The following is a 22,741-nucleotide window of genomic DNA, read 5'->3' on the forward strand; positions in this document are numbered from 1 at the left end:
CGGTCTAAAGGGCAGGTTGCCTACGTGTTACTCACCCGTCCGCCGCTAACCTTCTCGGAAGCAAGCTCCCTCGAAGGTCCGCTCGACTTGCATGTATTAGGCACGCCGCCAGCGTTCGTCCTGAGCCAGGATCAAACTCTCCATAAAAGGTCCAACGGACCGGTTTATCGAAGAGCCGTTTGGCTCCAAATTCTTCTGGCTTGTCTCGCAAGAAAACTCTTGCTTGACGGTGTTTCGAATTACGCTCGATGTTCAGTTTTCAAGGAGCAATCGCTTGGCCCGTAGGCCTTCGCTTTCGCGCCGCCGTCATAACAGCGACTTGATTAATATAACACAGGCGCCTTCACGATTGCAAGAGGTAATTTTTATTTTTTCTTACCGCCGAATCGCAGCAAATTATCGCTTCAAACAGGCGCGAGACATAGATTATCACATCCCGGCGCACGGCGTCAATCACCAATCGGAAATTTTTTTACGCAAGCAAAACATGCTGCAGCCCAAGGACCAATCCGATGCCCGGCAATCCGAGCAACGCGACGGCCCCGATGGTGGCCGGATTAAGCGGAACGTACCAGCCGGTTATCCAGCCCGAAAAGTTCAACGCATAGATGGCAAAGGCGGATAAAACCAAATGCATGCCGAACCGGGCCAAGAAGCCTTTAGGCACTTTCCCGCGAAACAGCAGAAAAGCGAGCCCGCAGGAAGACAAAACAAGCATGATCAACCAGACGGATTTCATGGTCCGACCTCCTGGTTTTCTTCATGGGCTTCATGGTGCGCGTTCCAGAGCTGCTTTGCTTTCTTCAGCAGCATGCTCAGCTTTTTTTCCGCCGCTTCCATCGCAAAAATCGCATAATCGACTTCGTCCGCGCCGACCGCCATCTGAAAACGGTAATTCGCAACCGCGCATTCCCGCTCCGCTTCCCGGATTTGATCCGTGAGCCTTTCGATCTCCGCCATTTTGGCCGCCGTTTGATCCCGTTCGCTCTTGCCCGGCATCTTCAGTTCCTCCTGCCGTCAGGATTGAGTTGATGGACAACCCAATACATGGTTATGCTTTCGGGCTCTTTTTTAGAACGCGGCCGCCTTCATGCGTTTGCGGCTCTGGACGCGGGCGATAAGCAGCCAGATTCCCGGCTCCGACAGACCTTGGAAAAGCGAAAAAGACGCCGTTAAGGCGTCCATGGGGATCCAATTGATGATCCGTACAAAAATCAATTCAGCTCGCGCCGGCCTTCGAGCGCCTTGGACAGCGTCACCTCGTCGGCATACTCCAAATCCCCGCCCACCGGCAGGCCGTGCGCGATCCTCGTCACTTTAATGCCGAACGGCTTCACGAGCCGCGACAAGTACATCGCCGTCGCTTCGCCCTCGATATTCGGATTCGTCGCCAAAATCAGCTCCTGCACGCGCTCGTCGCTGAGCCTGCGCAGCAGATCCGCTATGCGGATGTCGTCCGGCCCGATGCCGTCCATCGGCGAAATCGCGCCATGCAGAACATGGTAATAACCGTTATACTCTTTGGTCCGCTCCATGGCGACCAAATCCTTGGGCTCCTGAACGACGCAAATAACCGATGCGTCGCGCGCCTTGTCCGAACAAATGCGGCAAGGATCCGTATCGGTAATGTTGCAGCAAATCGAACAATAGGTTAACTGGCGTTTGACGTTGACGAGCGCCTTGGCAAAATCGATCGTTTCCTCTTCTTTCATCCGAAGAACGTGGAAAGCCAGCCGCGCTGCCGTTTTCGGGCCGATGCCCGGCAGGCGGGAAAAGGCGTCGATCAGCTTGGCGATCGGTTCGGGATAGTACAAGGGTTCAATGCTCCTCCGCATCCGGCGGCATGACGAAACCAGGCCGGCGTCTTTCGTAATCAGAACAAGCCCGGAATTTTCAGGCCTCCGGTAAATTTGCTCATGTCGGCGTTAGCCAGTTCGTCCGCTTTGCTCAGCGCGTCGTTGACCGCCGTGAGCACGAGATCCTGCAGCATTTCGACGTCTTCCGGATCCACGGCTTCCGGTTTGATGGTGATATTGAGCACCTTTTTGTGGCCGTTCGCGGTGACGGACACGACTCCGCCGCCTGCGGTTCCTTCAACCGTCTTGTTGCCGAGTTCTTCCTGGGCTTTGAGCATTTGCTCCTGCATCTTTTTGACTTGTCTCATCATTTGATTCATATTGTTCATGTTTCCGCTTCCTCCTCAATCGTCTTTAATCACGACCAATTGTTCGCCGAACAGCCTCACCGCTTCTTCGACGAGAGGCTCCCCGGCCGGCGCTCCGCCGTCTTCCGGCTCGAGCGCAAGCTCTTCAGCCGAATGCCCGCCCGCCTCTTTCGTTTCCGAAGCGAGCGCTTCCTGCCATTCTTTCTGCAGCGTGGTCACCAGTTGAACCGGCCGGCCGTATACGGCCGCAAGCACGCCTTCAATCACCTGACGGTTGGCAGGCTTCTCCGTCGTCTCCCGGTGAATCGAATTGCGGAACGCGACGAGCACCGTATCCTCAGTATAAGATACAGGCTCGCCGTCGACCAGCCAAGCGTGCACGGTGACGCGCTCTTCCTTGACGCGCTGGAGCACCTGCGGCCACTTCGCCAGCGCTTGCAGCGTCTCCGGCGATTTTGCCGCCGCGATATACGGCTCCAGCTTCAACCGCTTGCGCTGCGGCCTGGCCGCCGGCTCCCCGGCTCTCCCGGCCGCGGCCGCGGCGGAACGGACGCCCAGCCCGCGGCTGCGGCCGCCGTCCGAACCGCTTGGCGGCGCGGGCCGCTGCAAGCCGCTCTGCGCCGCCGGAAGGCCGCCCCGCTGCAATTCCTCAAGCCTGCGCTCCAAAGCGGCTACTTGCTGCTTCAACCGCAGCCATTCGGCCGAGGCGCCCGGCGCCGCCGGCGCCTGTCCTTCCTGCGCCGCTCCGCCCGCCGGTTGTTCGTCCGCGCGCTCCGGTTGGGAGCACAGCTTGAGCAGCGCGATTTCGAACATCGTCTGCGGATGCGCGGCGTACTTCATTTCCGCCTGATAACGGTTCAGCAAATCGATGATCGCAAACAGCCGCTCCCGCGAAAATCCCTGCGCCATCTCCCGAAGCTCGGCCGGATCGGCGACCCGTCCGGACGAAGCCGCCGCTTCGGGCGCGATGACCGAGAGCAGCATGTCGCGGAAATAATGCATGAGCTGCTCCAGGCATTTGTCCGCGCTCTTGCCCGAGCGCATCATCTCGTCCACTTCCTGCAGCACGCGGGCGGCGTCGCCGTCGCGCACCGCCGAAGCGAGCCGCGCGAACTGCTCGGAAGGCAGTCCCCCGGTTGCCTCGACGGCGTCGCGAAGCGTAATATGGCCGTCCGTGAAAGAAGCGATCTGATCCAGCAGGCTGAGCGCGTCCCGCATCCCCCCGTCCGACAGGCGGGCGATGTAAGCCAGCGCTTCCTCCTCCGCCCGGATCCCTTCCTTCCGGCAAATATCCGCCAGCCAATCGCGCTGCTCGCCTAGCGACACTCTCCGGAACTCGAAGCGCTGGCAGCGCGACACGATCGTCGCCGGCAGCCGGTGCGGCTCCGTCGTCGCCAGCATGAACATCACGTGTTCCGGCGGTTCTTCCAACGTTTTGAGCAGCGCGTTGAACGCTTCGGTCGTCAGCATGTGCACTTCGTCGATGATATACACTTTGCGGCGCACTTCCGTCGGCGCGTATTTCACCTTGTCGCGAATATCGCGAATCTCTTCCACGCCGCGGTTGGACGCGGCGTCGATCTCGACGACGTCCATGACCGCGCCCGACGAAATCCGGCGGCACGTTTCGCACTTGTTGCACGGCTCCGCCGCCGGTCCGAACTCGCAGTTGATCGCTTTGGCCAGCACCCGGGCCGCACTGGTTTTGCCCGTCCCCCGGGGGCCGCTGAACAGATAGGCATGAGACAGACGATCTTCGCGGATAGCGTTCTGCAGCGTTTGTACGATATGCTGTTGCCCGACCATGTCCTGAAACGTCTGCGGACGCCAGGCCCGGTACAGCGCGATGTGGGCCATTCCTCGTCGCTCCCGTCAGATCAAGTAAAAACGGCTGCGCCGTTTTTTTATGAACGCGCACGTTTTGGCAGAGACGATTAAGAAAAGGGTAACGGACTCTCTTTCCCAATCGTTCGAAAAGCCCGGCGACAACGCATGGCGTTCGCTTGCCGGACTTTTGGCGTTTCAATCATTATACATCATCAAGCGGAAGCGCTCCACCGCAGACAACCTTCCTGCTTTTGGCGACGGCGGCCGTCGGCAGCGTAACCGTGAACATCGTGCCCCCCGAGCCGGACTGGACGCCGATCTTGCCCCCGAACTCATGCACGATCCGCTGGCAGATCGACAGGCCCAATCCGGTTCCTTGTTCTTTGGTCGTGAAAAAGGGATCGAATATCCGCTCCAAAAGTTCTTCCGAAATGCCGGGACCGTTGTCGCACACATCCACCGACACTTCTTCCGCCCCGGGGAACGCGCTGCGCTCGCGTATGATCAAGCTCCCCCCGTTGCCCATCGCTTCGATGGCGTTTTTGCCGAGATTCAGAAACACCTGCTTCAGCATTTCCTTGTCCGCAAAAACATACGGCGAATTCTCAAGCGGCTCGTAGCTTAACGTTACATTATGCAAAATAGCCTCATTCTGAAGCATCGGCAGCATTTCCCTGAACAGCTTGCCCAAATGAACCGGAACCAGCCGGACTTCTTTCGGTTTGCTGAGCAGCAAAAATTCGTTTACCAGCTCGTTCACGCGCTCAAGCTCCGACAGCACGATGCCGACGTATTCGAGTTCCCGGTTCATATCCCGTTCGGACAGCGCCTTGTGCAGCAGTTGAATGAACCCTTTGATCGCCGTCAACGGATTGCGGATTTCATGCGCCGTTCCCGCGGCCACTTGCCCGATCATCTTCAGGCGGTCGGAGCGGCGAATCTGCTCCTCCAGGAGCATAAGATGCGTCACGTCCTGAAACAGCATGTACCTCCCGATCTCTTCCGTTCCGTCCCGCAGCGCGCCCCCTTCCAGCATCAGCTCGCGCCGGCGTTCCCCGCTCCCCCAGGTAAGCCTCTGGTTGCGGAACGATTCGCCCTTGTCCAGTTTCAAAACGACCGAAGGCAGCTGGACCGACAAGCTTTCCAACCAGCGGAACGCATCCTGACCCAGCAGATCGTTTCGGTTCCCGCCGAAAATCGAGCAGACCATCGGGCTCACCTCGATAATCCGAAGATCGGGACCAAACAGGATGACGCCCGTATGATCGTCTTCCAGCAAACGCTCCGCCAGCTTGCGGATGTAGATTTCCCGCTGCGACAGCACCTCCCGGCCTCTCTGCCCAGGTTGTCCGTTCATACCCGACTCCCTCACAATTCGCCACCACCTTAACGACTAAATTTAGTCTAGCAAGCAAACGGCTGTGCTGCTTTGATGAAGGGCGCGTCCGTTTTAGCGGAACGATACGGAACAGGACGCGAGATACGACCCGGCCGATCGTTAAAAAAAACACCTTGCGCAGTCCATGCCTACGCCAAGGTGTTTATTCGCCTCCAAAAGGAGTTGGATTCAATTGTGATGTTCAGGACCGTGCACCTGCCCTCGATCATGGTCATCCAGCCGTACATGCCGCTTCCGCTCCCCCGAAGCGCCCCTCCAACACAAGAACGTGACCACTTACGGCTGCTTCCTTCCGGACCTGACCGGGTTCATGGGCGTCCCTTGCGGAGGACTCCGGGATCAACACGACGAACGACATGCCGGAACTGCGTAACCACACCTCAAGCAGGAATTCGACCTCGCTACAGCGGATTGCGAGTTACAGGGCACCGCTACCTCCCCGTCTAGCACGGCATCACTTAGTATAACGGTTTCTGTCCGCAAGCGCAACCTAAGGAAGCGGTTCCCTAGGAAAATGCTGTACAAAACGACTTAACGTAAAGTATGCCGATGGGTTGCTGTCCGTTTCAGGACAACCGCACCAAGAAGGCGCGCCGGTTTATCGCGTGGACTGAACGTGAATGTGGTACCGGGGAAAATTGAACCGCAAAACCGCGGCCGCCTGCCGCTCCACGGTCGCCACTTCCCGCTGCTGCAGTCCGGGGGCGAGCTTGATGGTCACATAGGCGTCGGCTCCGTTAAAGGTAACGTTCGTTCCCGCAACGCCCGGCACGTTTCGGATAGCTTGCCGCATCAGCTCGCCGTCGTTTTTATAATTCAGCGCCATATGGCGCCCCGGAATTTTCGGGTACGTGTTCGTTCTGCCCAAATACCCGTCGTCGGCATAGCTCTGCGGCTTGATGCTGCTCGAACCCGCTTGCTGCTTGGCGCAGCCGGCTTGAATCAGGCTTGCGGACAAAGCGGCGGCCACCAGCCAGACGGTCAGCAATCGATGTTTGCGCATGAAAAAAACCTCCCTTACGCGTAGGATGCTTAGGGAGGTTTAAGTCTATACGGATTTTCTTACAGACCGTATTTTTTCTTGAATTTGTCAACACGGCCGCCGGCATCCACATACTTCTGTTTGCCCGTAAAGTACGGGTGGCATGCCGAACATATTTCGACGCGCAGATTCGGCCGGATCGAACCGGTCTCGAACGTATTCCCGCAAGCGCAGGTAGCGGTCGTAATATGATATTGCGGATGAATGTTTTGTTTCAAGACGTTCACCTCTTTCCGCCCTGGACCTCATGCGGGACCAGAGTATTAGACAGACAAACGAAGTATATCACGACGAGGCGGGCCATGACAAGGAATTAATTGACCCGCCCGTGCGTTTTGCAGGTTCCGCGGCCCGGCCGGAAGGCCGTTCTTCGCGGGCCGTCAGCCGGCGAAAGCCGGCGGAACGTGCGTATAAGAGCCGATCGCCACGTCCGGCAGCTCCTCGCGGAAAATGTCCAGCATCGTCTTCATTCCGTAAACTTCGCCCTTCGCCTTCGGGATCAGCTCCAGGTACGCGTCGGGGTCGATGTTCAGGTTGCGCATCTGGATCAGCTTCAGTCCCGTGCGGCGGGCAAAGCCGATCATCGCCTCGATTTCTTCTTCCCGGTCCGTTACCCCCGGAAACACCAGATAGTTGATCGATGTGTATACGCCTTTGTCGGCCGCGTAGCGAAGCGTTTTTTCCACATTGGCCAACGTATAGCCCCGCGGGCGGTAATACGCGTTGTAATGCTCGTCAAGGGCGCTGATCGTGCTCACCCGCATCAGATCGAGCCCGGCGTCGGTAATGGCGCGCAGATGGTCGGTCAGCCCCGCGTTCGTGTTGATATTGATGTAACCGTTGGACGTCTGGGCCCGCACGCGCCGGATCGCTTCGACGATCAGTTTGACCTGCGTCGAAGGTTCGCCTTCGCAGCCCTGGCCGAAGCTGATGATGGCGTTCGGCGTTTTCAGGTGCTCCAGCATAATGTCCACGATTTCATCCACCGTCGGCTTGAACTTGAGCCTCGTCTGCGGAGCGGGAAAGCCGCTGTCGTCCGGCTGCTCGGAGATGCAGCCGAAGCATCCCGCGTTGCAGGCGAAAGACACGGGCACAGCGCCCTCAAGCCTCTGCAGGAACGTATTGGAGGCCGTCAGGCATTGGTATTCCAGCGCGCAGTGGGACAAATGCTTATAAAGGCGGTTGTCGGGATACCGCTTCAACAGGCGGTCGACCTGCAGCTCCAGCTCTTTGCGGTCGCAGTTCTCCGGATTCCAGGGCTCGGGATCGTCCGTCTGCCCCGCGGCCACGTAAAACTCTCCATCCTTCCAGACGACGGCGGTATAGCCGAACAAAGGCAGAAGCTGCGTTTTGTCCGTTTTCATGTAACCGGGCACATAGTAGCGCGTGTAGCCTTGCGGCAGCAGGGCCCCGACCGCCCGGCAGCCGGGAGCCATCGCTTTCATCTCGCCCGTTTTGGCATCCATGCCGACGGCGCGGGTATACGGAAGTCCGACCAGCGTCGCGCCGGGAGGCAGCGGAATCAATTCGTCTTCGAACAGCTCGACGAGCCGGTCGCCGCTGCGGGCGACGGCAAGCAGCTCGGGATGATCGAACACCCGTCCGTGTTCGTCTGCGTAAACCAGTTGCATGTTCGTACCTTCTTTCCGGCCGCTGCCCGTTACTCCGTCGTGCTCTTGGCGGAGCGGCGGGAAGCGGAGGCCGTTCGTTTGGCCGGCTTTTTCTCGGCGGGCTCGGCCGCGTCCGCCTTGTCGGATGCGGCTGCCGTATCGGAAGCTTCCGCGGACGAAGCGGACGACTTGGCGGAGCGCGTCCGGGACGACGTCTTCGTCGTCTTGGCGGCCGGCTTGGTTTCCGCTTCCGCGTTGTTGTCCGCCGCGGCGCCGTCGCCGGGCTGCGGCGCCGGCTCGGCGGCGTCCGCTCCGCCTGCCTGCGGGGCGGACGCGCTTTCGGGCGCTGCGGATGCCGGGGCGGCGGCCGCGTCGTCCGATGCGGCTGCGCTCGCGCGCTTGGCGGCGCGAACCGACGTCTCGCCCGTTGCCGCGGCTTTCCTGCTTGCGGCGCGGCCCGCTTTGGCCGCCGGACGTTCCGCAGCCGCTTCATCGCGGCCGTCGCGTTCCGTCGCGGCCGAAGCCGCAGGTTCGGCCGCCGCCGGCGAAACCGCACCCGCCGCCTCCGCCGGCTCGACGGCCAATGCGGCCCGCTCTTCGGCGGCCTGCGCGTCTTTGGCCGGCTCCGCCGCGCCGGCGGCGGCTGCCGCCGGTTGAACCGCCGCAGCTGGCGGCTGCGCGGGGGCGGGAGCCTCAGCGGACGGCTGCGACGCCTCGGAAGCTTGGGCTGCCGCACTTGCCGCACGTTTCTCGGCGTCCAGCGCGGAAGCACCCGCAGCGGCCGACCCTGCGGTCGAAGACCCTGCCGCGTAAGCCGATGGCGCCTGGCGGGCAGGCGCGGCCGCGGACGGACGGCCGGCCGAAGAAACGCCTGCCGCTGCCGCAACGCCCGGCGAGCGCGCCGAAGAAGTCATGCCCGTGCCGTACGTCCGGTTGGACGAATAGCCGTTCCGGACCGGCGAAGCCGCGGTTCTCCCGTTCTGCGAACGCATCGCGGACGCGCCTGCAGCCGCCGGCTGCGAGCCGTATGCCGAGGAACCGTACGACGAACCGCCGGACGACCCGTTGCTGCCGTTTGTTCCGCCGCCCGCCGACGGGCTTCCCGGACGCGGAGACGTTGTCCCGAGGTCGAGCGAGGCCAGAAACTCCGCATTCGTCTTCGTCTGTGCGAGCTTCTTCAGAAATTGATCGATGAACTCCGGCGAGTCGTTCATGGTCTTGCGAATCGCCCATGCCTTGTCCAGCTCTTCCGGCGTAAGCAGCAGCTCCTCGCGCCGCGTGCCGGAGCGCCGGATATCGAGAGCCGGGAAAATGCGCCGCTCCGCCAATTTGCGGTCAAGATGCAGCTCCATGTTGCCCGTGCCTTTGAATTCCTCGTAGATGATATCGTCCATGCGCGAGCCCGTATCGATCAGCGCCGTCGCCAGGATCGTCAGGCTGCCGCCTTCCTCCACATTGCGCGCGGCCCCGAAAAACCGCTTCGGACGGTGGAACGCGGCGGGATCGATCCCCCCGGACAGCGTCCGGCCCGAAGGCGGGATGACCAGGTTGTAGGCCCGGGCCAGGCGCGTGATGCTGTCCAGCAGAATCACCACGTCCCGCTTGTGCTCGACCAGGCGCAGCGCCCTTTCCAGCACGAGCTCCGCCACCTTGATATGGTGCTCCGGCACCTCGTCGAACGTCGAAGCGACGACTTCCCCTCTTACCGAACGCTGCATGTCCGTCACTTCCTCCGGACGTTCGTCGATCAGCAGCACGAACAGCTCGATGTCCGGCCGGCTGACCGCGATGCTGTTGGCGATTTCCTTCAGCAGCAGCGTCTTGCCCGCTTTCGGAGGCGCTACGATCAGGCCGCGCTGTCCGAGACCGACGGGTGCGAGCAAATCCATGATTCGGGTGGAAAGACGGTGAGGATCCGTTTCGAGAACCAGTTTCTTGTTGGGAAAAAGCGGGGTTAGAGCGGGAAAATGGAGGCGTTCGGCGGCGGTCTCCGGGGATTCTCCGTTAACGGCGTTGACTTGAAGCAGCCCGAAGTAACGTTCGCTCTCCTTGGGAGCGCGGCACTTGCCGGATACCAGGTCTCCGGTACGCAAATCGAATTTGCGAATCTGCGAAGCGGAGATGTAAATGTCTTCCGGGCTGGGCAAGTAATTGATCGGCCGCAGAAAACCGTATCCTTCGGGCAGCACTTCCAGCACACCCTCCATGAACAGGTTGCCGCTTCGCTCCGCCTGCGCGCGCAGGATGGCGATGATCAGCTCTTTTTTCTTCATTTGATGATAGTTGGAGATTTGGTGGAATTTGGCCAGCTTGTAAAGCTGCGGCAAGCTCTGGGCTTCCAAATCCGCCATCATGTAATCCGTCAATCATATCCCCTCTTTGCGATCCGATTATCGGCGATCCCCGATCCCGGGGATCACCCTTCGCGCCATACTTCGGCGCCCAAATTGTTCAGGAGCTGGACCAGGTTCTCATAACCCCTGTCGATATATTCCACTCCCGTTATTTCCGTAATGCCGTCTTCGACCGTCAAGGCTCCGATAACCAGCGCCGCGCCCGCGCGCAGGTCCGCCGCCTTGACCTTGGCCGCGTTCAACTTTCCGCCCTCGATAATCGCGGAACGTCCCTCGATGCGAATTTGGGCGCCCATTCTCACCAGTTCGGGAACGTGCTTGAACCGGTTGCTGTACACGTAATCGGACAAAATGCTGACGCCGTTCGCCTGCGTGAGCAAGCTGGTCATCGGCGACTGCAGGTCCGTCGCGAAGCCGGGGTACACGAGCGCCTTGACGTCGACCGCCTCGTAGTTCGGTTGTCCGATGACGCGAATCGACTCGTCCATTTCGTATACATGTACGCCCATTTCCTGCAGCTTCGCCGTAAGGGCCTCAAGATGCTTCGGAATAATGTTATCGATAAGGACATCGCCGCGGGTCGCCGCAGCGGCGATCATGTACGTGCCCGCCTGAATCCGGTCCGGAATGATCGAGTGGCGGCAGCCGTGCAGGCTGTCCACGCCTTCGATCCGGATCGTCTCGGTGCCGGCGCCTTTGATCTTGGCGCCCATGGCGTTAAGCAGCGTGGCCACATCGACGATTTCCGGTTCTTTGGCGGCATTTTCAATGACGGTAAAGCCTTTGGCCCGCGCGGCCGCCAGCATGATGTTGATCGTGGCGCCGACGCTGACGACATCCAAATATATTTTCGCCCCGCGCAGCTGTTTTGCCCGAATGCGGATGGCGCCATGTTCGTTCGTTACTTCGGCTCCCAGCGCTTCGAAGCCTTTGATGTGCTGATCGATGGGACGAGGCTCGAAGTTGCAGCCTCCGGGCAAGCCGATCGTCGCTTCCCCGAAGCGTCCCAGGAGCGCTCCCATCAAGTAATAAGAGGCTCTGAGCATTTTGACTTTTCCGTTGGGCATCGGCACCGGCTTCATGTCGGTCGGGTCGATGCACATCGTATCGCCAATCCAGGTTACCTTGGCTCCAAGCTCTTGAAGCAGTTCGATATAAATCTCCACATCGCTCAAGTGCGGAAGATTGTCCAGACGCACTTCCGTCTCCGCCAGAATGGCGGCGGGCAGAAGCGCGATTGCGCTGTTTTTGGCGCCGCTGATGCTGACTGTGCCTCTCAGCGGACGGCCTCCGCGTATCATCAGTTTCTCCATGAATGCATGGTCCTCCTAGTATGCTGCTCCATGCACCGAAGCCAAACGCAGCTCCAATACAGACAATGAAGGAAAGGGAAAACGCCTCATGACGTTTTCCCGTATCTTAAGTAAGACAGTACCACTCCCGGGGGCATGTCCGAATTCGGTTCGCCACAGGTTGGATGAATCAACATTACGCCTGATTGCTGCTGCCGAACAGACGGATTTTTTCTTTGACGACTTCTTTCATCGCCGTACGAGCAGGTGCGAGATATTTGCGAGGATCGATGACATTCTCGTCTTTGCCGAGGATTTCGCGAATCGTTTTGGTGCAAGCGACTTGGTTCTCCGTATTGACGTTGATTTTGCCTACGCCGCATTGGATCGATTTGCGGATCATGTCGTCCGGAACGCCGGAGCCGCCGTGCAGAACGATCGGAACCGGGATTTTGGAAGCTACGGCTTCAATGATGTCATAGTGAATCTTCACTTCGCCTTTGTACATGCCGTGAGCCGTGCCGACCGCAATCGCGAGCGCGTCGACGCCCGTTTCCTCATAGAAACGGATCGCTTCTTCCGGCTTCGCCAGCGCAGCGTCCGCTTCGTCCACGCTCAGGTCGTCTTCGACGCCGCCGATCGTGCCCAGTTCGCCCTCTACCGATACGCCCATGGCGTGAGCCGCCTTGACGATCTCCTTGGTCAGCCGGATATTTTCTTCGAACGGATGATGGGAACCGTCGAACATCACGGAAGAGAAGCCCGCGCGGATACATTTCATCGCGATATCGAAGTTGCTTCCGTGGTCGAGGTGAAGCGCAATCGGGAGACCGGACTTTTTCGCGGCCGCTTCCGCGATCGCAACCGTGTATTCAATCCCCATGTACTTCAGGGCGCCTTCGCTGACGCCGAAGATAAAGGGAGACTTTTCTTCCATGGCCGCTTCCGTGATCGCCTGGGCAAACTCAAGGTTGTTCATGTTGAACTGGCCGACGGCAAAACGGTTCGCTTTGGCCTTCGGCAAAAACTCGTTCATGGAAACCAGTGGCATACGTAACTCCTCCTGCTCTTAATAGCCGCTCTGCACGCGACCTTCATACTGCGCTATTATACCACAAATAGTCTTCGTATAGTAAACGGGATCGCCCGGAACCAAAATGAAAATCCGTTCATGTTGCGGTCGCGAACCTTGCCGAAGGACCGTCGTCGGACAGATGCATGTTGACCGCAAGCCGCAGCTCGTCGATGTCGAACGGCTTCGTGAAATGCATCAAGGCGCCCAGCTCGGTCGCCTCCTTGATCATGTCGAGCTCCCCGTACGCCGTCATCATGATGACTTTGATCTCGCGGTTGATTTCCTTGATTTTCTTAAGGATCTCAAGCCCGTCCATGCCTGGTATCTTCATATCGAGCAGAACGAGGTCCGGAGAATGCAGGCGTACGATTTCCAGCGCGGCACGGCCGTTTGCTGCCTGGAACGTCTCATAGCCTTCCGTGCTGAATACTTCGAGCAGCAATATCCGGATACCGACTTGGTCGTCCACGACCAGCAGCTTTTTTCTGTTCATTTTCCATCGCCCTCCGCTTCTGACATCCGTATCTAACCCGTATTCGAGATGGAGAGGAGGAAATCCTTCTTAACCTTTGGAAAATCCTATGAAAAAGATGAAAGCGCCCCGACATCGATCGGAGCGCCTTCCGTTTAGGATTGGGCCGAATGATTCAAAGCGGCGCGAACGAATTCCCGGAACAGCGGCTGCGGACGGTTCGGCCGGGACGTGAATTCCGGATGGAACTGCACGGCGAGGAACCACGGATGATCCGGCAGCTCCACCACTTCCACCAGACGTCCGTCCGGCGACGTGCCGGAAATGCGCAGGCCCGCGGCTTCGATTTGCTCGCGGTATTCGTTGTTGAACTCGTAGCGGTGACGATGGCGTTCGTATACGAGCTCGTCCCCGTAGCAGCGCGCCGCGAGGCTGCCCGGAACCAGCTTGCACGGATACAGCCCAAGACGCATCGTACCGCCGAGATCCTCGATATCCTTCTGCTCCGGCAGCAAGTCGATGACCGGATACGGCGTTGCCGGATGGATCTCCGAGCTGTTGGCGTTGTCCAGGCCCGCCATATTGCGCGCGAATTCGACGACGGCCACCTGCATGCCGAGGCAAATGCCGAAAAACGGAACGCGATTTTCCCGCGCGTAACGGATGGCGGTAATCTTGCCCTCGATGCCCCGGTCGCCGAAGCCGCCGGGAACGAGAATGCCGCCCACGCCGCCAAGCCGCTCCGCGACATTGTCCTCCGTAAGCTCCTCGGCGTTCACCCAGCGGATGTCGACCTCGGCGTCGGAGTCAAAGCCCGCGTGCGCGAGCGATTCGACGATGCTCAGGTAAGCGTCGTGCAGCGCGACGTATTTGCCGACGATCGCGATTTCGGTTTTCTTCGACAGCGATTTGACCCGGCGGACGAGCGCCTCCCATTCCGTCATGTCCGGCTCCGGCGCCGCCGACGTCAAGCCCAGGTGCTTGACGACATAATCGTCGAGCCCTTGGTCCCGCAGCATAAGCGGAATCTCGTACAGCGTGGAAGCATCGCGGCATTCGATGACCGCGCTCGCGTCGATATCGCAGAACAGCGCGATCTTGCGCTTCAGATCGTCGGTCAGCGGATATTCGGTCCGGCAGACGATCACGTTCGGCTGGATGCCGATGCTGCGCAGCTCCTTGACGCTGTGCTGGGTCGGCTTCGTCTTGACTTCGCCGGCCGCTTTGATGTACGGAATGAGGGTCACGTGGATGTACATGACGTTTTCGCGGCCGATGTCGCTCTTAATCTGGCGAATCGCCTCGAGAAACGGCAGGCTCTCGATATCGCCCACCGTACCGCCGATTTCGGTGATGACCACGTCGGAACCCGCTTCGCGTCCGGCACGGAAGACGCGATCTTTGATTTCGTTGGTGATGTGCGGAATGACTTGGACGGTCCCGCCCAGGTATTCCCCGCGCCGTTCTTTGCTGATGACCGTCGAATAAATCTTGCCGGTCGTCACGTTGCTGTTCTTGGACAAATTAATGTCGATAAACCGCTCGTAGTGCCCCAGGTCGAGATCGGTTTCCGCGCCGTCGTCGGTCACGAACACTTCGCCGTGCTGATAGGGACTCATTGTGCCCGGATCGACGTTGATATAAGGGTCGAACTTCTGGATCGTCACTTTGAGACCGCGATTTTTAAGCAACCGTCCGAGCGATGCGGCGGTAATTCCTTTCCCGAGCGACGACACGACGCCGCCTGTAACAAAAATGTATTTGGTCACTCTGCAAAAACCTCCCACCCCATGCCCGTCGGCATTGTCTTTAGCATAACCGCAATCGTCGATTGCAAAATAAACGGCATTTTTCCGCCCCGGACATGAGGCAAGAAACGGATGCGAAAACATGCCCGACAAAACAAAAAAGTGACACCCATATGCATGGGGGCACTTTTTATTCTTTCCTATTAGAAAACCACGGTTCTAAAGCCCAAGCCTAAGTTTACCGTCTCGCAAGTATGGTGTCAAGCCTCGTTCGGCCTTAACCCGGACTCCAGAGTCTTCCAAGCGAAGCGTCCGGCAAGCGCGGTCAGTCGCGGTCTTCCTCGTCGTCAAAGTCGGGCTCCGCGTCCAGCTCTTCTTCCAGCTCTTCGTCTTCCACGACTTCCTCGTCCAGTTCGACCTCAAGATCCGGATCGTCTTCCTCAAGCTCGACGTCGTCATCCAGCTCGGCGGCTTCTTCGCCTTCGTCGAAGATTTCTTCCCGGTCTTCGTCGAACAGGTCGTAGACGTCGTCGTCCGCAACGATCGTTTCTTCCTCTTCCTCGCCGTACAGATCCTCGTCGTCCAGATCGTCGTCGTCGTTGATGATGCGCGGACGCTTGGCGCTTCCGCCCACCGCTTCCTCCGCTTTCTCGACCGGGTACCAGCGCTTCAGACCCCATACGTTGTTGCCCACGCAGGCAAAACGCCCGTCAATATTGATCTCCGTATACACCTGAGCGATCAATTCGTTGACCTGCTCCTCCGTGAACCCTCTCAATTTGGCGATCTCGTTCATGAGGTCCCGGTAATAAAACGGAGTGTTCGCCGCCTTCAGCACCTCGAACGCAAGGTCCACCATCGGCAGCTCGCGAATCTTCTCTTCACTCAGCTTCAGGACGTATTCCGCGCTCACGCTGCACCTCATCCTCTCTTTATATTAAGCAATGGTTATCGTCGATCTTGGTTGGTTTCAGGTGTCAACAAATAGTTAACCGCATTTCCTTTAAAAATGCAAGCGCAAGTCGGACCGCCCGGCCAAGCGCGTGCGAATGGCGGGACAAAACGGCGAAAAGCGAAGGCGGGCCGGACGGCGGCGGCGCCTTCGCTCTTCGACTGTACCCCTCCGGCGGTCCCTCGGGCGAAGCGCCGGGCGGTAAGAGCCTTTAAGAGGACTCTCCCTTTCATCGTATGGCCTGCGGCCGGAAATGACACCGTCCTCCGCCCATTTGCGCGCAAAAAGGCCGGATTCCCAAGCTTTTGCGCTTGGCCTTTCATACAATAGGAAAGCACATCGTCGGGGGGGATGCCGTATTGGAAGCAAGCGGTCTGCTGAAATGGCTGAAAGGATCCCTCTCCTCTCCGGAGAACGAATCCGGCAGAACCATTATGCGGTTCGTTCATCCAGGAGACGATCATCGGTTCTTCCAGGCTTTGCAGTCCCAGCGGCAAAGCTGCAAAGCGTTGCGGAGCGTCCGCCGCCTGGGCATTATTCGCGCGTATTCCTGTCCGGTTCCGATTGAGCAGCTTCCTCGCAAATTGGCGAAATCCATCGTCTGGGAGAAAGACGCGATCGTTCGCGTCGACGGCATACCCGAGACTTCGTCCCGCTTCCGTACGGAGAACGGCATTCCTTGGGGCGTGCGGCGGATCGGCGCGCCCGATGCCTGGAACCGGGCGACGGGTTACCGCGTCAAGGTCGGCGTGATCGATACGGGCGTCGATTTCCAGCACCCCGATCTCCGCCATTCCCTGGAGCAGGGAATCAACCTGCTGCAGCGCGCCTTTCTCCCCTACGACGACAACGGCCACGGCACGCACATTGCCGGAACGATCGCGGCCGCCAACCAGCTTCAGGGCATGATAGGGGTCGCGCCCCGGGCGTCCATTTATCCGGTCAAAGCGTTTGACTACAACGGTACGGCCTACGTTTCCGATATCATTCTCGGGATCGATTGGTGCGTCCGCAACCGGATGAACGTCGTCAACATGAGCTTCGGCATGCCGGAACGCAGCCGGTCGCTGCTGCAGGCCGTCACCAACGCCTACCGTTCCGGCGTGCTGATCGTCGCTTCGTCCGGCAACGAAGGAAAGCGGGGAAAAATCGATTATCCCGCAAGATACAGCCAAACAATCGCCGTCGGCGCGACCAATCGCAACGGCAGGGTGTCTTCCTTCACGAACAGGAGCAGCTACATCGATATTTACGCGCCCGGGGAAAAGATCGAATCCTGCTGGCTGAACGGCAAGCGGAAGACGATGAGCGGCACGTCGATGGCGACCTCCCACGTCACGGGGGCGGTCGCGCTGCTGCTCTCGTACCGGCGGGATTTGACGCCCGATCAGGTCAAGGCGGTCCTGAAAGCTTCCGCGCGCCCGCTGCGAAAGGCCAAAGCTTCCCGGTCGCCCCGGTCGTCGGCGGGAGAACTTAATGCGGCACGCATGCTGCAGGCGGCGGACAAGATCAGGCAGCGGGCCGCGCCGCCGCTTCCATAGGACGCGTCACATCTTCTCCGGCGCGGAAACGCCAACCAGCCTCAGGCAGTTCGCCAGTACGATGCGCAGGGCCGCCAGAAGCTGCAGTCTCGCCTGACTTTGCTCCGCATCCTCGGTAATGACGCGTTCCGCCCGGTAATAGCTGTGAAAAAGCGAAGCGATCTCGTAGAGATAGCGGATGACTTGGTACGGCGCATAATTCGCGGCGGCATCGGCGATAACGCCGGGCAGCTCGCCCATCTTGCGCAGCAGCTCGAACTCGTGCTCGGCCGTCAGCCTGTGCAGCGGCGCTTCCGAGACCGGCAGCAGCCGGATGCCCTGCTCCTCCGCCTGGCGGAAGATGCTGCAAATCCGGGCGTGCGCGTACTGCACGTAATAAACGGGGTTTTCGTTGGATGTCGAAACGGCCAGATCCATATCGAAATCCAGATGCGTATCCATGCTCCGCATCGTAAAGAAATAGCGAATCGCGTCGACGCCGACCTCGTCCATCAGCTCTTCCATCGTGACCGCTTTGCCGGTGCGCTTGGACATCTTGACCTTTTCCCCGTTTTGGAACAGGCTGACCATCTGGGCGATCAGCACCGTCAGCTTGCCGGGGTCGTTGCCGAGCGCGGCCATGGCCGCCTTCATCCGCGGAATGTAGCCGTGATGGTCGGCGCCCCAAATGTTGATCAGCTCGTCGTAGCCCCGGTTGTACTTATCCATATGGTAGGCGATATCCGGCGTCAGGTACGTGTACGAGCCGTCGTTTTTCACGAGCACGCGGTCCTTGTCGTCGCCGAAGGCCGTCGTTTTGAGCCACACGGCGCCGTCCTGCTCGTATACGTACCCTTGCTCCTTCAGCGCCTCCAGCGCCGCCTCGACGCGTCCTTGCTCGTACAGCGACGTCTCGCTGTACCAGATGTCGAAACGGACGCCGAACCGGTCCAGATCGCGTTTGATCTTGTTCAGTTCCTTCTCCAGCCCGTAGGCGCGCAGCTTCTGGAACCGCTCCTCGTCCGGCAGCGCAAGCAGCTTGTCGCCTTCCTGCTCGGCCAGCTCCTTGGCGAAGCCGACGATGTCCTCGCCGTAATAGCCGTCCTCCGGCATTTCGGCCTCCTGGCCGAGCGCCTGGCGGTACCGGGCCTCGATCGATTTCGCCAGGTTGGCCACCTGGTTGCCGGCATCGTTAATATAGTATTCCCGCGTCACTTCGTTGCCGGCGAATTCCAGCAAGTTCGCAAGCGCGTCGCCGACCGCGGCCCCGCGTGCATGGCCCAAGTGCAGGCTGCCCGTCGGGTTGGCGCTGACGAATTCGATGTTGACGCGGCGCGGCTTCTCCTGCCGGAGGCTCCCGTAGCGCTCCTTCTGGGCGAGCACCGATTCGATCACCGGATACAGGTAGCTCTTGTCCAGACGGAAATTGATGAAACCGGGTCCGGCGATCTCGGCGGAAACGATGGAAGCCTTGGAGCGGTCCAGATGCTCCAGAATGGCTTCCGCGATCTGGCGCGGGTTGCGCTTTGCGATCCGGGTGAGCTGCATCGCAGCGTTCGTCGCCAGGTCGCCGTGCGTTTTCTCCCTCGGCACTTCGACAACGAACTCGGGAAGCCGGTCCCGCTCGGCCAATCCGGCCGCCACGGCCGCATCGGCGATCGCGTCTTTTACCTTTTGATAAAATTGTTCCAACACGCCACTGTTCATTCCTCATTCTCCTCCTGTACGACCAGCCGCAAATTCAAGCGGCCGGCCCATTGTTCGTTCATCCAAAGCTCGTATCGCCAAGCGATTTCGATCGGCAGCCGGTCGGCCGCCTCCGGCGCGATGGACAGTTCCGCCGTCTCCATCTCCAAGCGGAGCCTGCCCGCGCCGGTTCTCAGCCACCCCGCCGTCCGGAAACCGGGCCGAAAGCTCTGTTCGCCTTCGGTCTCCCCGTGCCGCACGATCGCCAGTCCCCCGGCATTCCATTTCACGGTGACGGAGCAGCGGCCTCGGTCTTCTGCCGTTTCTTCGTATCTGACATAGAAGGCGCCCTGTTTCGGATACAGCGTGCCCCGATATTCCGACGCCGAAGTCTCTCCGTCCAGCTCGGAAAACAAGCCGATGCGCACGGGGCGCGGCCTCGATAGCGGTGTCAAAACGCATCGCCTCCCTTCCACTTCAGGGGACTTGCCGGACAATAAAAAAACCGCCTCTGCCAAAGAGACGGATGGTGTCCGCGGTGCCACTCTTCTGAATTCTCCGCGCCGCTATGCGAACGCACGCAGGGGAATTCTCTCGTTCGGATAACGGCATCTGCCGGGTTCCCCTACTGGACGGTTCAGGGAACCAACTCCCGGGTGCGCTTCCCTTGCGCCGCCGCGCCGGCTTTCACCATCCCGGCTCGCTGCTGCTGGCCTTGCGGCAAGGTACTCTCCCGTTCCTCGTTGTTTGGGTTATTTGTTCTTATTATAGGGTACCCGCGCCAAAAAGAAAAGCCGCTCCCGCCCGCAAGGCGCGCCCGCTCCCGTCGGCGTGCAGGCCCGCTTCGTGCGAAGCTCCCGCGATTGGGCCGGACAAGCCCCTCCTCGCCGGCCGAAGGGGCTTGTCCGTGTTTTCATCGCTTGCGCGTCTCGGTCAGCTTGAATTGGCCAACCAGCTGCTGCAAGTTTGAGGTGATCGCCTCCACCGTGTGGGACGTATGCCGGACGGCGACGATATCGTTCAGCAGTTCCTGCACCTTGGCTTCCACCTCGGTCGACGCGGCGCGGTTTTCCATGCTGACTTCGGCGATCTTCTCCATCAGCTCGACCACTTCGTCGACGACCTGCGTCTTGAGCGAATCGTCCCCCTTGGCGTTGCCGAGCGTTTCGCTGGCTACGGCGACAAGTTCCGTTCCTTCGGTCACGACCTTCGTGCCTTCCTCCATCGACGCTGAGGCTTGCTGCGCGTGGACATAGATTTTCTCGATGATCTCGTGAACCTCTTCCGTCGATTGGCGCGTCATGTCGGCCAGCTTGCGGATTTCGGAAGCGACGACCGCAAAGCCCTTCCCCTGTTCCCCGACCCTCGCGGCCTCGATGGAAGCGTTAAGGGCGAGCAGGTTGGTCTGATTGGAAATTTCCTCGATGGCGTGAAGCACGCTGCGGATTTCGCCCGCCGTATTCATGAAAATGCGGATCGTTTCGTTCGTCTGCGCGACCCGGGCGAAAATCTGCGACATCTTGTCCCCGATCCGCATCACCTCGCTTCGCGCGACGGCAATTTGCTCCGCCGCTTTCTCCTCAAGCGCCAGCAGCGTCTGCCGCATTTCGTCCGCAACGTCCTTGGCCACGTCGATATCCTTCAGCTGGCGCCGGATGCCGCGGATCATGTCGTTGATCCGTTCGCCAACCCGCTCGGTCGACTCGGCCGTCGTCGCGGTCGAATCGTTCAACTGCTTCTGGCTGGTCGTTACGTCCGCGGCAGCCAGCTTTACTTTCAGCATGATGCCTTCAAGCGAGTCGATCATATTGTTGATCCACTTCGCCAGCTCCCGTATCTCGTCCTGGTCGAACTCCCCGATGTTGATCCGCTGCGTCAAGTCGCCTCTGCCCTCGGCGTTGATACGGATGAACCGGTTGATCTTGCGCAGCGGCTTGACGATCCGCTCCCGGCTGCGTTTGCGCAGCAGGACGGCGGCCGCAAGCCCGTACGCAAGCTGGAGGGCGAAGGCGGACAAAGCCGCGTATACCGGCGAAAACGAACGCGCGGCCAAAAAGATGAGCGCGGCGGCCGCCGCCGAGCCGATGCCGAGCGCCGCAAGCTGCGGGCGCGTCTGCCGAAAGGAAATGCTGCGGATCCGGTATACCTCTTCCAGGTCGCCTTCGCACATCATCCCCCACAGATCCGGGCAGTGCGGGAGCCGGAAGGTGACCCCTTTGCCGATAACCGGAATGTGCCGGTAGTCGGAATACCCCGGAAATTCGACGAACAGGTTGCTTCCGTTGCGGATCGTATTCGCCACCCCGGGATGGAGTTCGCCCGTTGCCGGGTCGGTAAACATCAGTTCCAGCTCGGTATGCTCCTTGACCGAAACGACGCCCCAATCGGTTGTGACGCCGTCCTTCAGGTTTTCCCCATGGGTAAACGTCCGGTCCTCGAAGCGGCTGCGGGACAGCGCCGTACCGGGGGGAATATGTACGTTCAGCTCGGGCTTGGCCATAAACAGGTAGTTGTCCCCGGAATCCGGATACACGTGTCCCGACTCCCGTTGAATCAGGTCGCCGATGACGTCGTTCGGCACGCGGCCGCACAAATAGCCGGCGAGCCGGCCTCCTTCGGCCATGACCGGATTGATGAACAGAAGGGTCATCTTGTCGTGGAACGGGGAGGATCTGGCGCCGATCTGAAGCGTCAGCGGGTCGGGATAGGGACCGAAAAGGCATTTGCGGGCGTCCCGGCCGCCGTTGCGCGCATACCGGAGGCCCGGCGACAGCGGCGAGTCTTCCCCGTAGCTTTTGCCTTTGTGGGGAACGTGCGTCGAGTGGACGACCGTGCCGTCCGCGTCCAGCAAAAACAGTTCCGTAAAATCCGAACCCCGGGCATACGCCTGTCCGAACAGCCGGTCCAAAGCATCCTTGCCGGCGCCGCCTTCAAGCGCTTCCGCGCCGCCAAGCGAAGCCATCTGATCCAGCAGCCGGTCCAGATGGCGCCAGTAATCGGTCGTCCAATCGATCAAGATCTGCTTCCGCGTTTCGGCGATCCCTTCGAAGATGTCCTCTACGTCCGACTTCAAGTCCCTGTTCAGACGGTAGGACCACCACAGCGGTAAGCCTTTCTTCCATCCCAACCAACCAAACATGCCAAATCCCCCCCAAACGAACTCTAGACGTTGAGTAATGTAAATTATTGTATCATATGTCATAGGGATTTGGGCTTATATTTTCAGAAAATCTTGCGGAATCGTTTCGGTTTGTCAATTTTTTTGCCAAAAAGCGCGGTGGCCAAAAAAGAAGGCCATCCCTAAAAGTCCGGTGAAAAAGTCCGTATAAGCAGGCCTTTCCCATGGTTTTATCGAATTTATTTTAGTAACAAAACGATCGAAAGAGTGAATGAGCATGAAAGCCCATAAGTCGTCGGCCATCCAGCCGCAATTGTTCCAATTCGTGAATATGGATGATCTCGTGCCGAAAAAACACATCCTGCGCCAACTGAACGAAGCGCTTGATTTTTCCATCATCCATGATTGGGTGGCGCCGCTGTATACGGAACGTACCGGCCGCCCGGCGGCTGACCCGGAACGGATCGTCCGGCTTATTTTGC

19 protein-coding genes, 1 rRNA gene, 1 other RNA gene, 1 pseudogene and 1 other annotated feature are annotated in these 22,741 nt (G+C 59.5%); of the genes and pseudogenes, 2 read left to right on the plus strand and 20 right to left on the minus strand.

Annotated features, from left to right (window positions below):
- The 17 genes and pseudogenes from F560_RS0119725 to rpoE form a co-directional block, all read right to left on the minus strand.
- Positions 1–147: ribosomal RNA gene (locus F560_RS0119725) — 16S ribosomal RNA — on the minus strand; the annotation flags it as partial.
- A 325-nt stretch (positions 148–472) separates the two neighbouring features.
- Positions 473–739, minus strand: a complete 267-nt coding sequence (locus F560_RS0119730) for a pro-sigmaK processing inhibitor BofA family protein (protein WP_019007475.1) — start codon at positions 737–739, stop codon at positions 473–475.
- Positions 736–999 carry a hypothetical protein gene (locus F560_RS0119735; RefSeq protein ID WP_019007476.1) on the minus strand — a complete coding sequence of 88 codons (264 nt, stop codon included), beginning with the start codon at positions 997–999 and terminating at the stop codon, positions 736–738. The genes F560_RS0119730 and F560_RS0119735 overlap by 4 nt, the downstream gene beginning before the upstream one ends.
- 215 nt (positions 1,000–1,214) lie before the next feature.
- Entirely contained in the window at positions 1,215–1,814 is a 600-nt protein-coding gene (gene recR / locus F560_RS0119745; RefSeq protein WP_019007478.1) for a recombination mediator RecR, read from the minus strand.
- Positions 1,815–1,873: 59 nt separating this feature from the next.
- Positions 1,874–2,185 carry a YbaB/EbfC family nucleoid-associated protein gene (locus F560_RS0119750; RefSeq protein WP_019007479.1) on the minus strand — a complete coding sequence of 104 codons (312 nt, stop codon included), beginning with the start codon at positions 2,183–2,185 and terminating at the stop codon, positions 1,874–1,876.
- A 15-nt stretch (positions 2,186–2,200) separates the two neighbouring features.
- A complete protein-coding gene (gene dnaX, locus F560_RS0119755; RefSeq protein ID WP_019007480.1) occupies positions 2,201–4,021 on the minus strand; it encodes a DNA polymerase III subunit gamma/tau in 1,821 nt (606 codons plus the stop codon).
- Between the two features lie 172 nt (positions 4,022–4,193).
- Positions 4,194–5,348 (minus strand): ATP-binding protein, encoded by a 1,155-nt coding sequence (locus tag F560_RS23760; RefSeq protein WP_083932152.1) that lies wholly within the window; start codon positions 5,346–5,348, stop codon positions 4,194–4,196.
- A 229-nt stretch (positions 5,349–5,577) separates the two neighbouring features.
- An RNA gene (gene ffs, locus F560_RS25265) (signal recognition particle sRNA large type) lies at positions 5,578–5,842 on the minus strand.
- Between the two features lie 146 nt (positions 5,843–5,988).
- On the minus strand, positions 5,989–6,393 hold the full coding sequence (locus tag F560_RS0119765) for a hypothetical protein (protein ID WP_019007482.1): 405 nt from the start codon (positions 6,391–6,393) through the stop codon (positions 5,989–5,991).
- Positions 6,394–6,452: 59 nt separating this feature from the next.
- A complete protein-coding gene (gene rpmE, locus F560_RS0119770; RefSeq protein WP_019007483.1) occupies positions 6,453–6,650 on the minus strand; it encodes a 50S ribosomal protein L31 in 198 nt (65 codons plus the stop codon).
- A gap of 162 nt (positions 6,651–6,812) precedes the next feature.
- Positions 6,813–8,063 (minus strand): radical SAM family protein, encoded by a 1,251-nt coding sequence (locus F560_RS0119775; protein ID WP_019007484.1) that lies wholly within the window; start codon positions 8,061–8,063, stop codon positions 6,813–6,815.
- Between the two features lie 1,028 nt (positions 8,064–9,091).
- Positions 9,092–10,396 (minus strand): annotated as a pseudogene (rho, locus tag F560_RS23765) (transcription termination factor Rho); the annotation flags it as partial.
- A gap of 62 nt (positions 10,397–10,458) precedes the next feature.
- Complete coding sequence (locus F560_RS0119785) at positions 10,459–11,709, minus strand: UDP-N-acetylglucosamine 1-carboxyvinyltransferase (protein WP_019007486.1); 1,251 nt, start codon at positions 11,707–11,709, stop codon at positions 10,459–10,461.
- A gap of 175 nt (positions 11,710–11,884) precedes the next feature.
- Entirely contained in the window at positions 11,885–12,739 is an 855-nt protein-coding gene (gene fba / locus F560_RS0119790) for a class II fructose-1,6-bisphosphate aldolase (RefSeq protein WP_019007487.1), read from the minus strand.
- A 118-nt stretch (positions 12,740–12,857) separates the two neighbouring features.
- Entirely contained in the window at positions 12,858–13,256 is a 399-nt protein-coding gene (locus F560_RS0119795; RefSeq protein WP_019007488.1) for a response regulator, read from the minus strand.
- A 134-nt stretch (positions 13,257–13,390) separates the two neighbouring features.
- Complete coding sequence (locus tag F560_RS0119800) at positions 13,391–15,004, minus strand: CTP synthase (RefSeq protein WP_019007489.1); 1,614 nt, start codon at positions 15,002–15,004, stop codon at positions 13,391–13,393.
- 304 nt (positions 15,005–15,308) lie between these two features.
- On the minus strand, positions 15,309–15,896 hold the full coding sequence (gene rpoE / locus F560_RS0119805; protein WP_019007490.1) for a DNA-directed RNA polymerase subunit delta: 588 nt from the start codon (positions 15,894–15,896) through the stop codon (positions 15,309–15,311).
- A gap of 398 nt (positions 15,897–16,294) precedes the next feature.
- Between rpoE and F560_RS0119810 the strand changes: the two genes are divergently transcribed.
- Complete coding sequence (locus F560_RS0119810; RefSeq protein WP_019007491.1) at positions 16,295–17,476, plus strand: S8 family peptidase; 1,182 nt, start codon at positions 16,295–16,297, stop codon at positions 17,474–17,476.
- Positions 17,477–17,482: 6 nt separating this feature from the next.
- Here the strand turns inward: F560_RS0119810 and argS are convergent, their stop codons facing one another.
- From argS to F560_RS0119830, 3 genes are all read right to left on the minus strand, one after another.
- Positions 17,483–19,162, minus strand: a complete 1,680-nt coding sequence (argS, locus tag F560_RS0119815) for an arginine--tRNA ligase (protein ID WP_019007492.1) — start codon at positions 19,160–19,162, stop codon at positions 17,483–17,485.
- Positions 19,159–19,596, minus strand: a complete 438-nt coding sequence (locus tag F560_RS24730; RefSeq protein ID WP_169449917.1) for a YwiB family protein — start codon at positions 19,594–19,596, stop codon at positions 19,159–19,161. Before F560_RS24730 ends, argS begins: the two co-directional genes overlap by 4 nt.
- 60 nt (positions 19,597–19,656) lie before the next feature.
- Positions 19,657–19,891, minus strand: a binding site (T-box leader).
- Positions 19,892–20,054: 163 nt separating this feature from the next.
- Positions 20,055–22,280, minus strand: coding sequence for a methyl-accepting chemotaxis protein (locus F560_RS0119830; RefSeq protein WP_019007494.1), 2,226 nt, complete (start codon positions 22,278–22,280; stop codon positions 20,055–20,057).
- Positions 22,281–22,536: 256 nt separating this feature from the next.
- Between F560_RS0119830 and F560_RS0119835 the strand changes: the two genes are divergently transcribed.
- A partial coding sequence (locus F560_RS0119835) for a transposase (protein WP_019007495.1) occupies positions 22,537–22,741 on the plus strand: 205 nt, incomplete at its 3' end.

The sequence above is a fragment of the Cohnella laeviribosi DSM 21336 genome (genome assembly GCF_000378425.1).
In the GTDB taxonomy this organism is placed as follows: domain Bacteria; phylum Bacillota; class Bacilli; order Paenibacillales; family Paenibacillaceae; genus Cohnella; species Cohnella laeviribosi.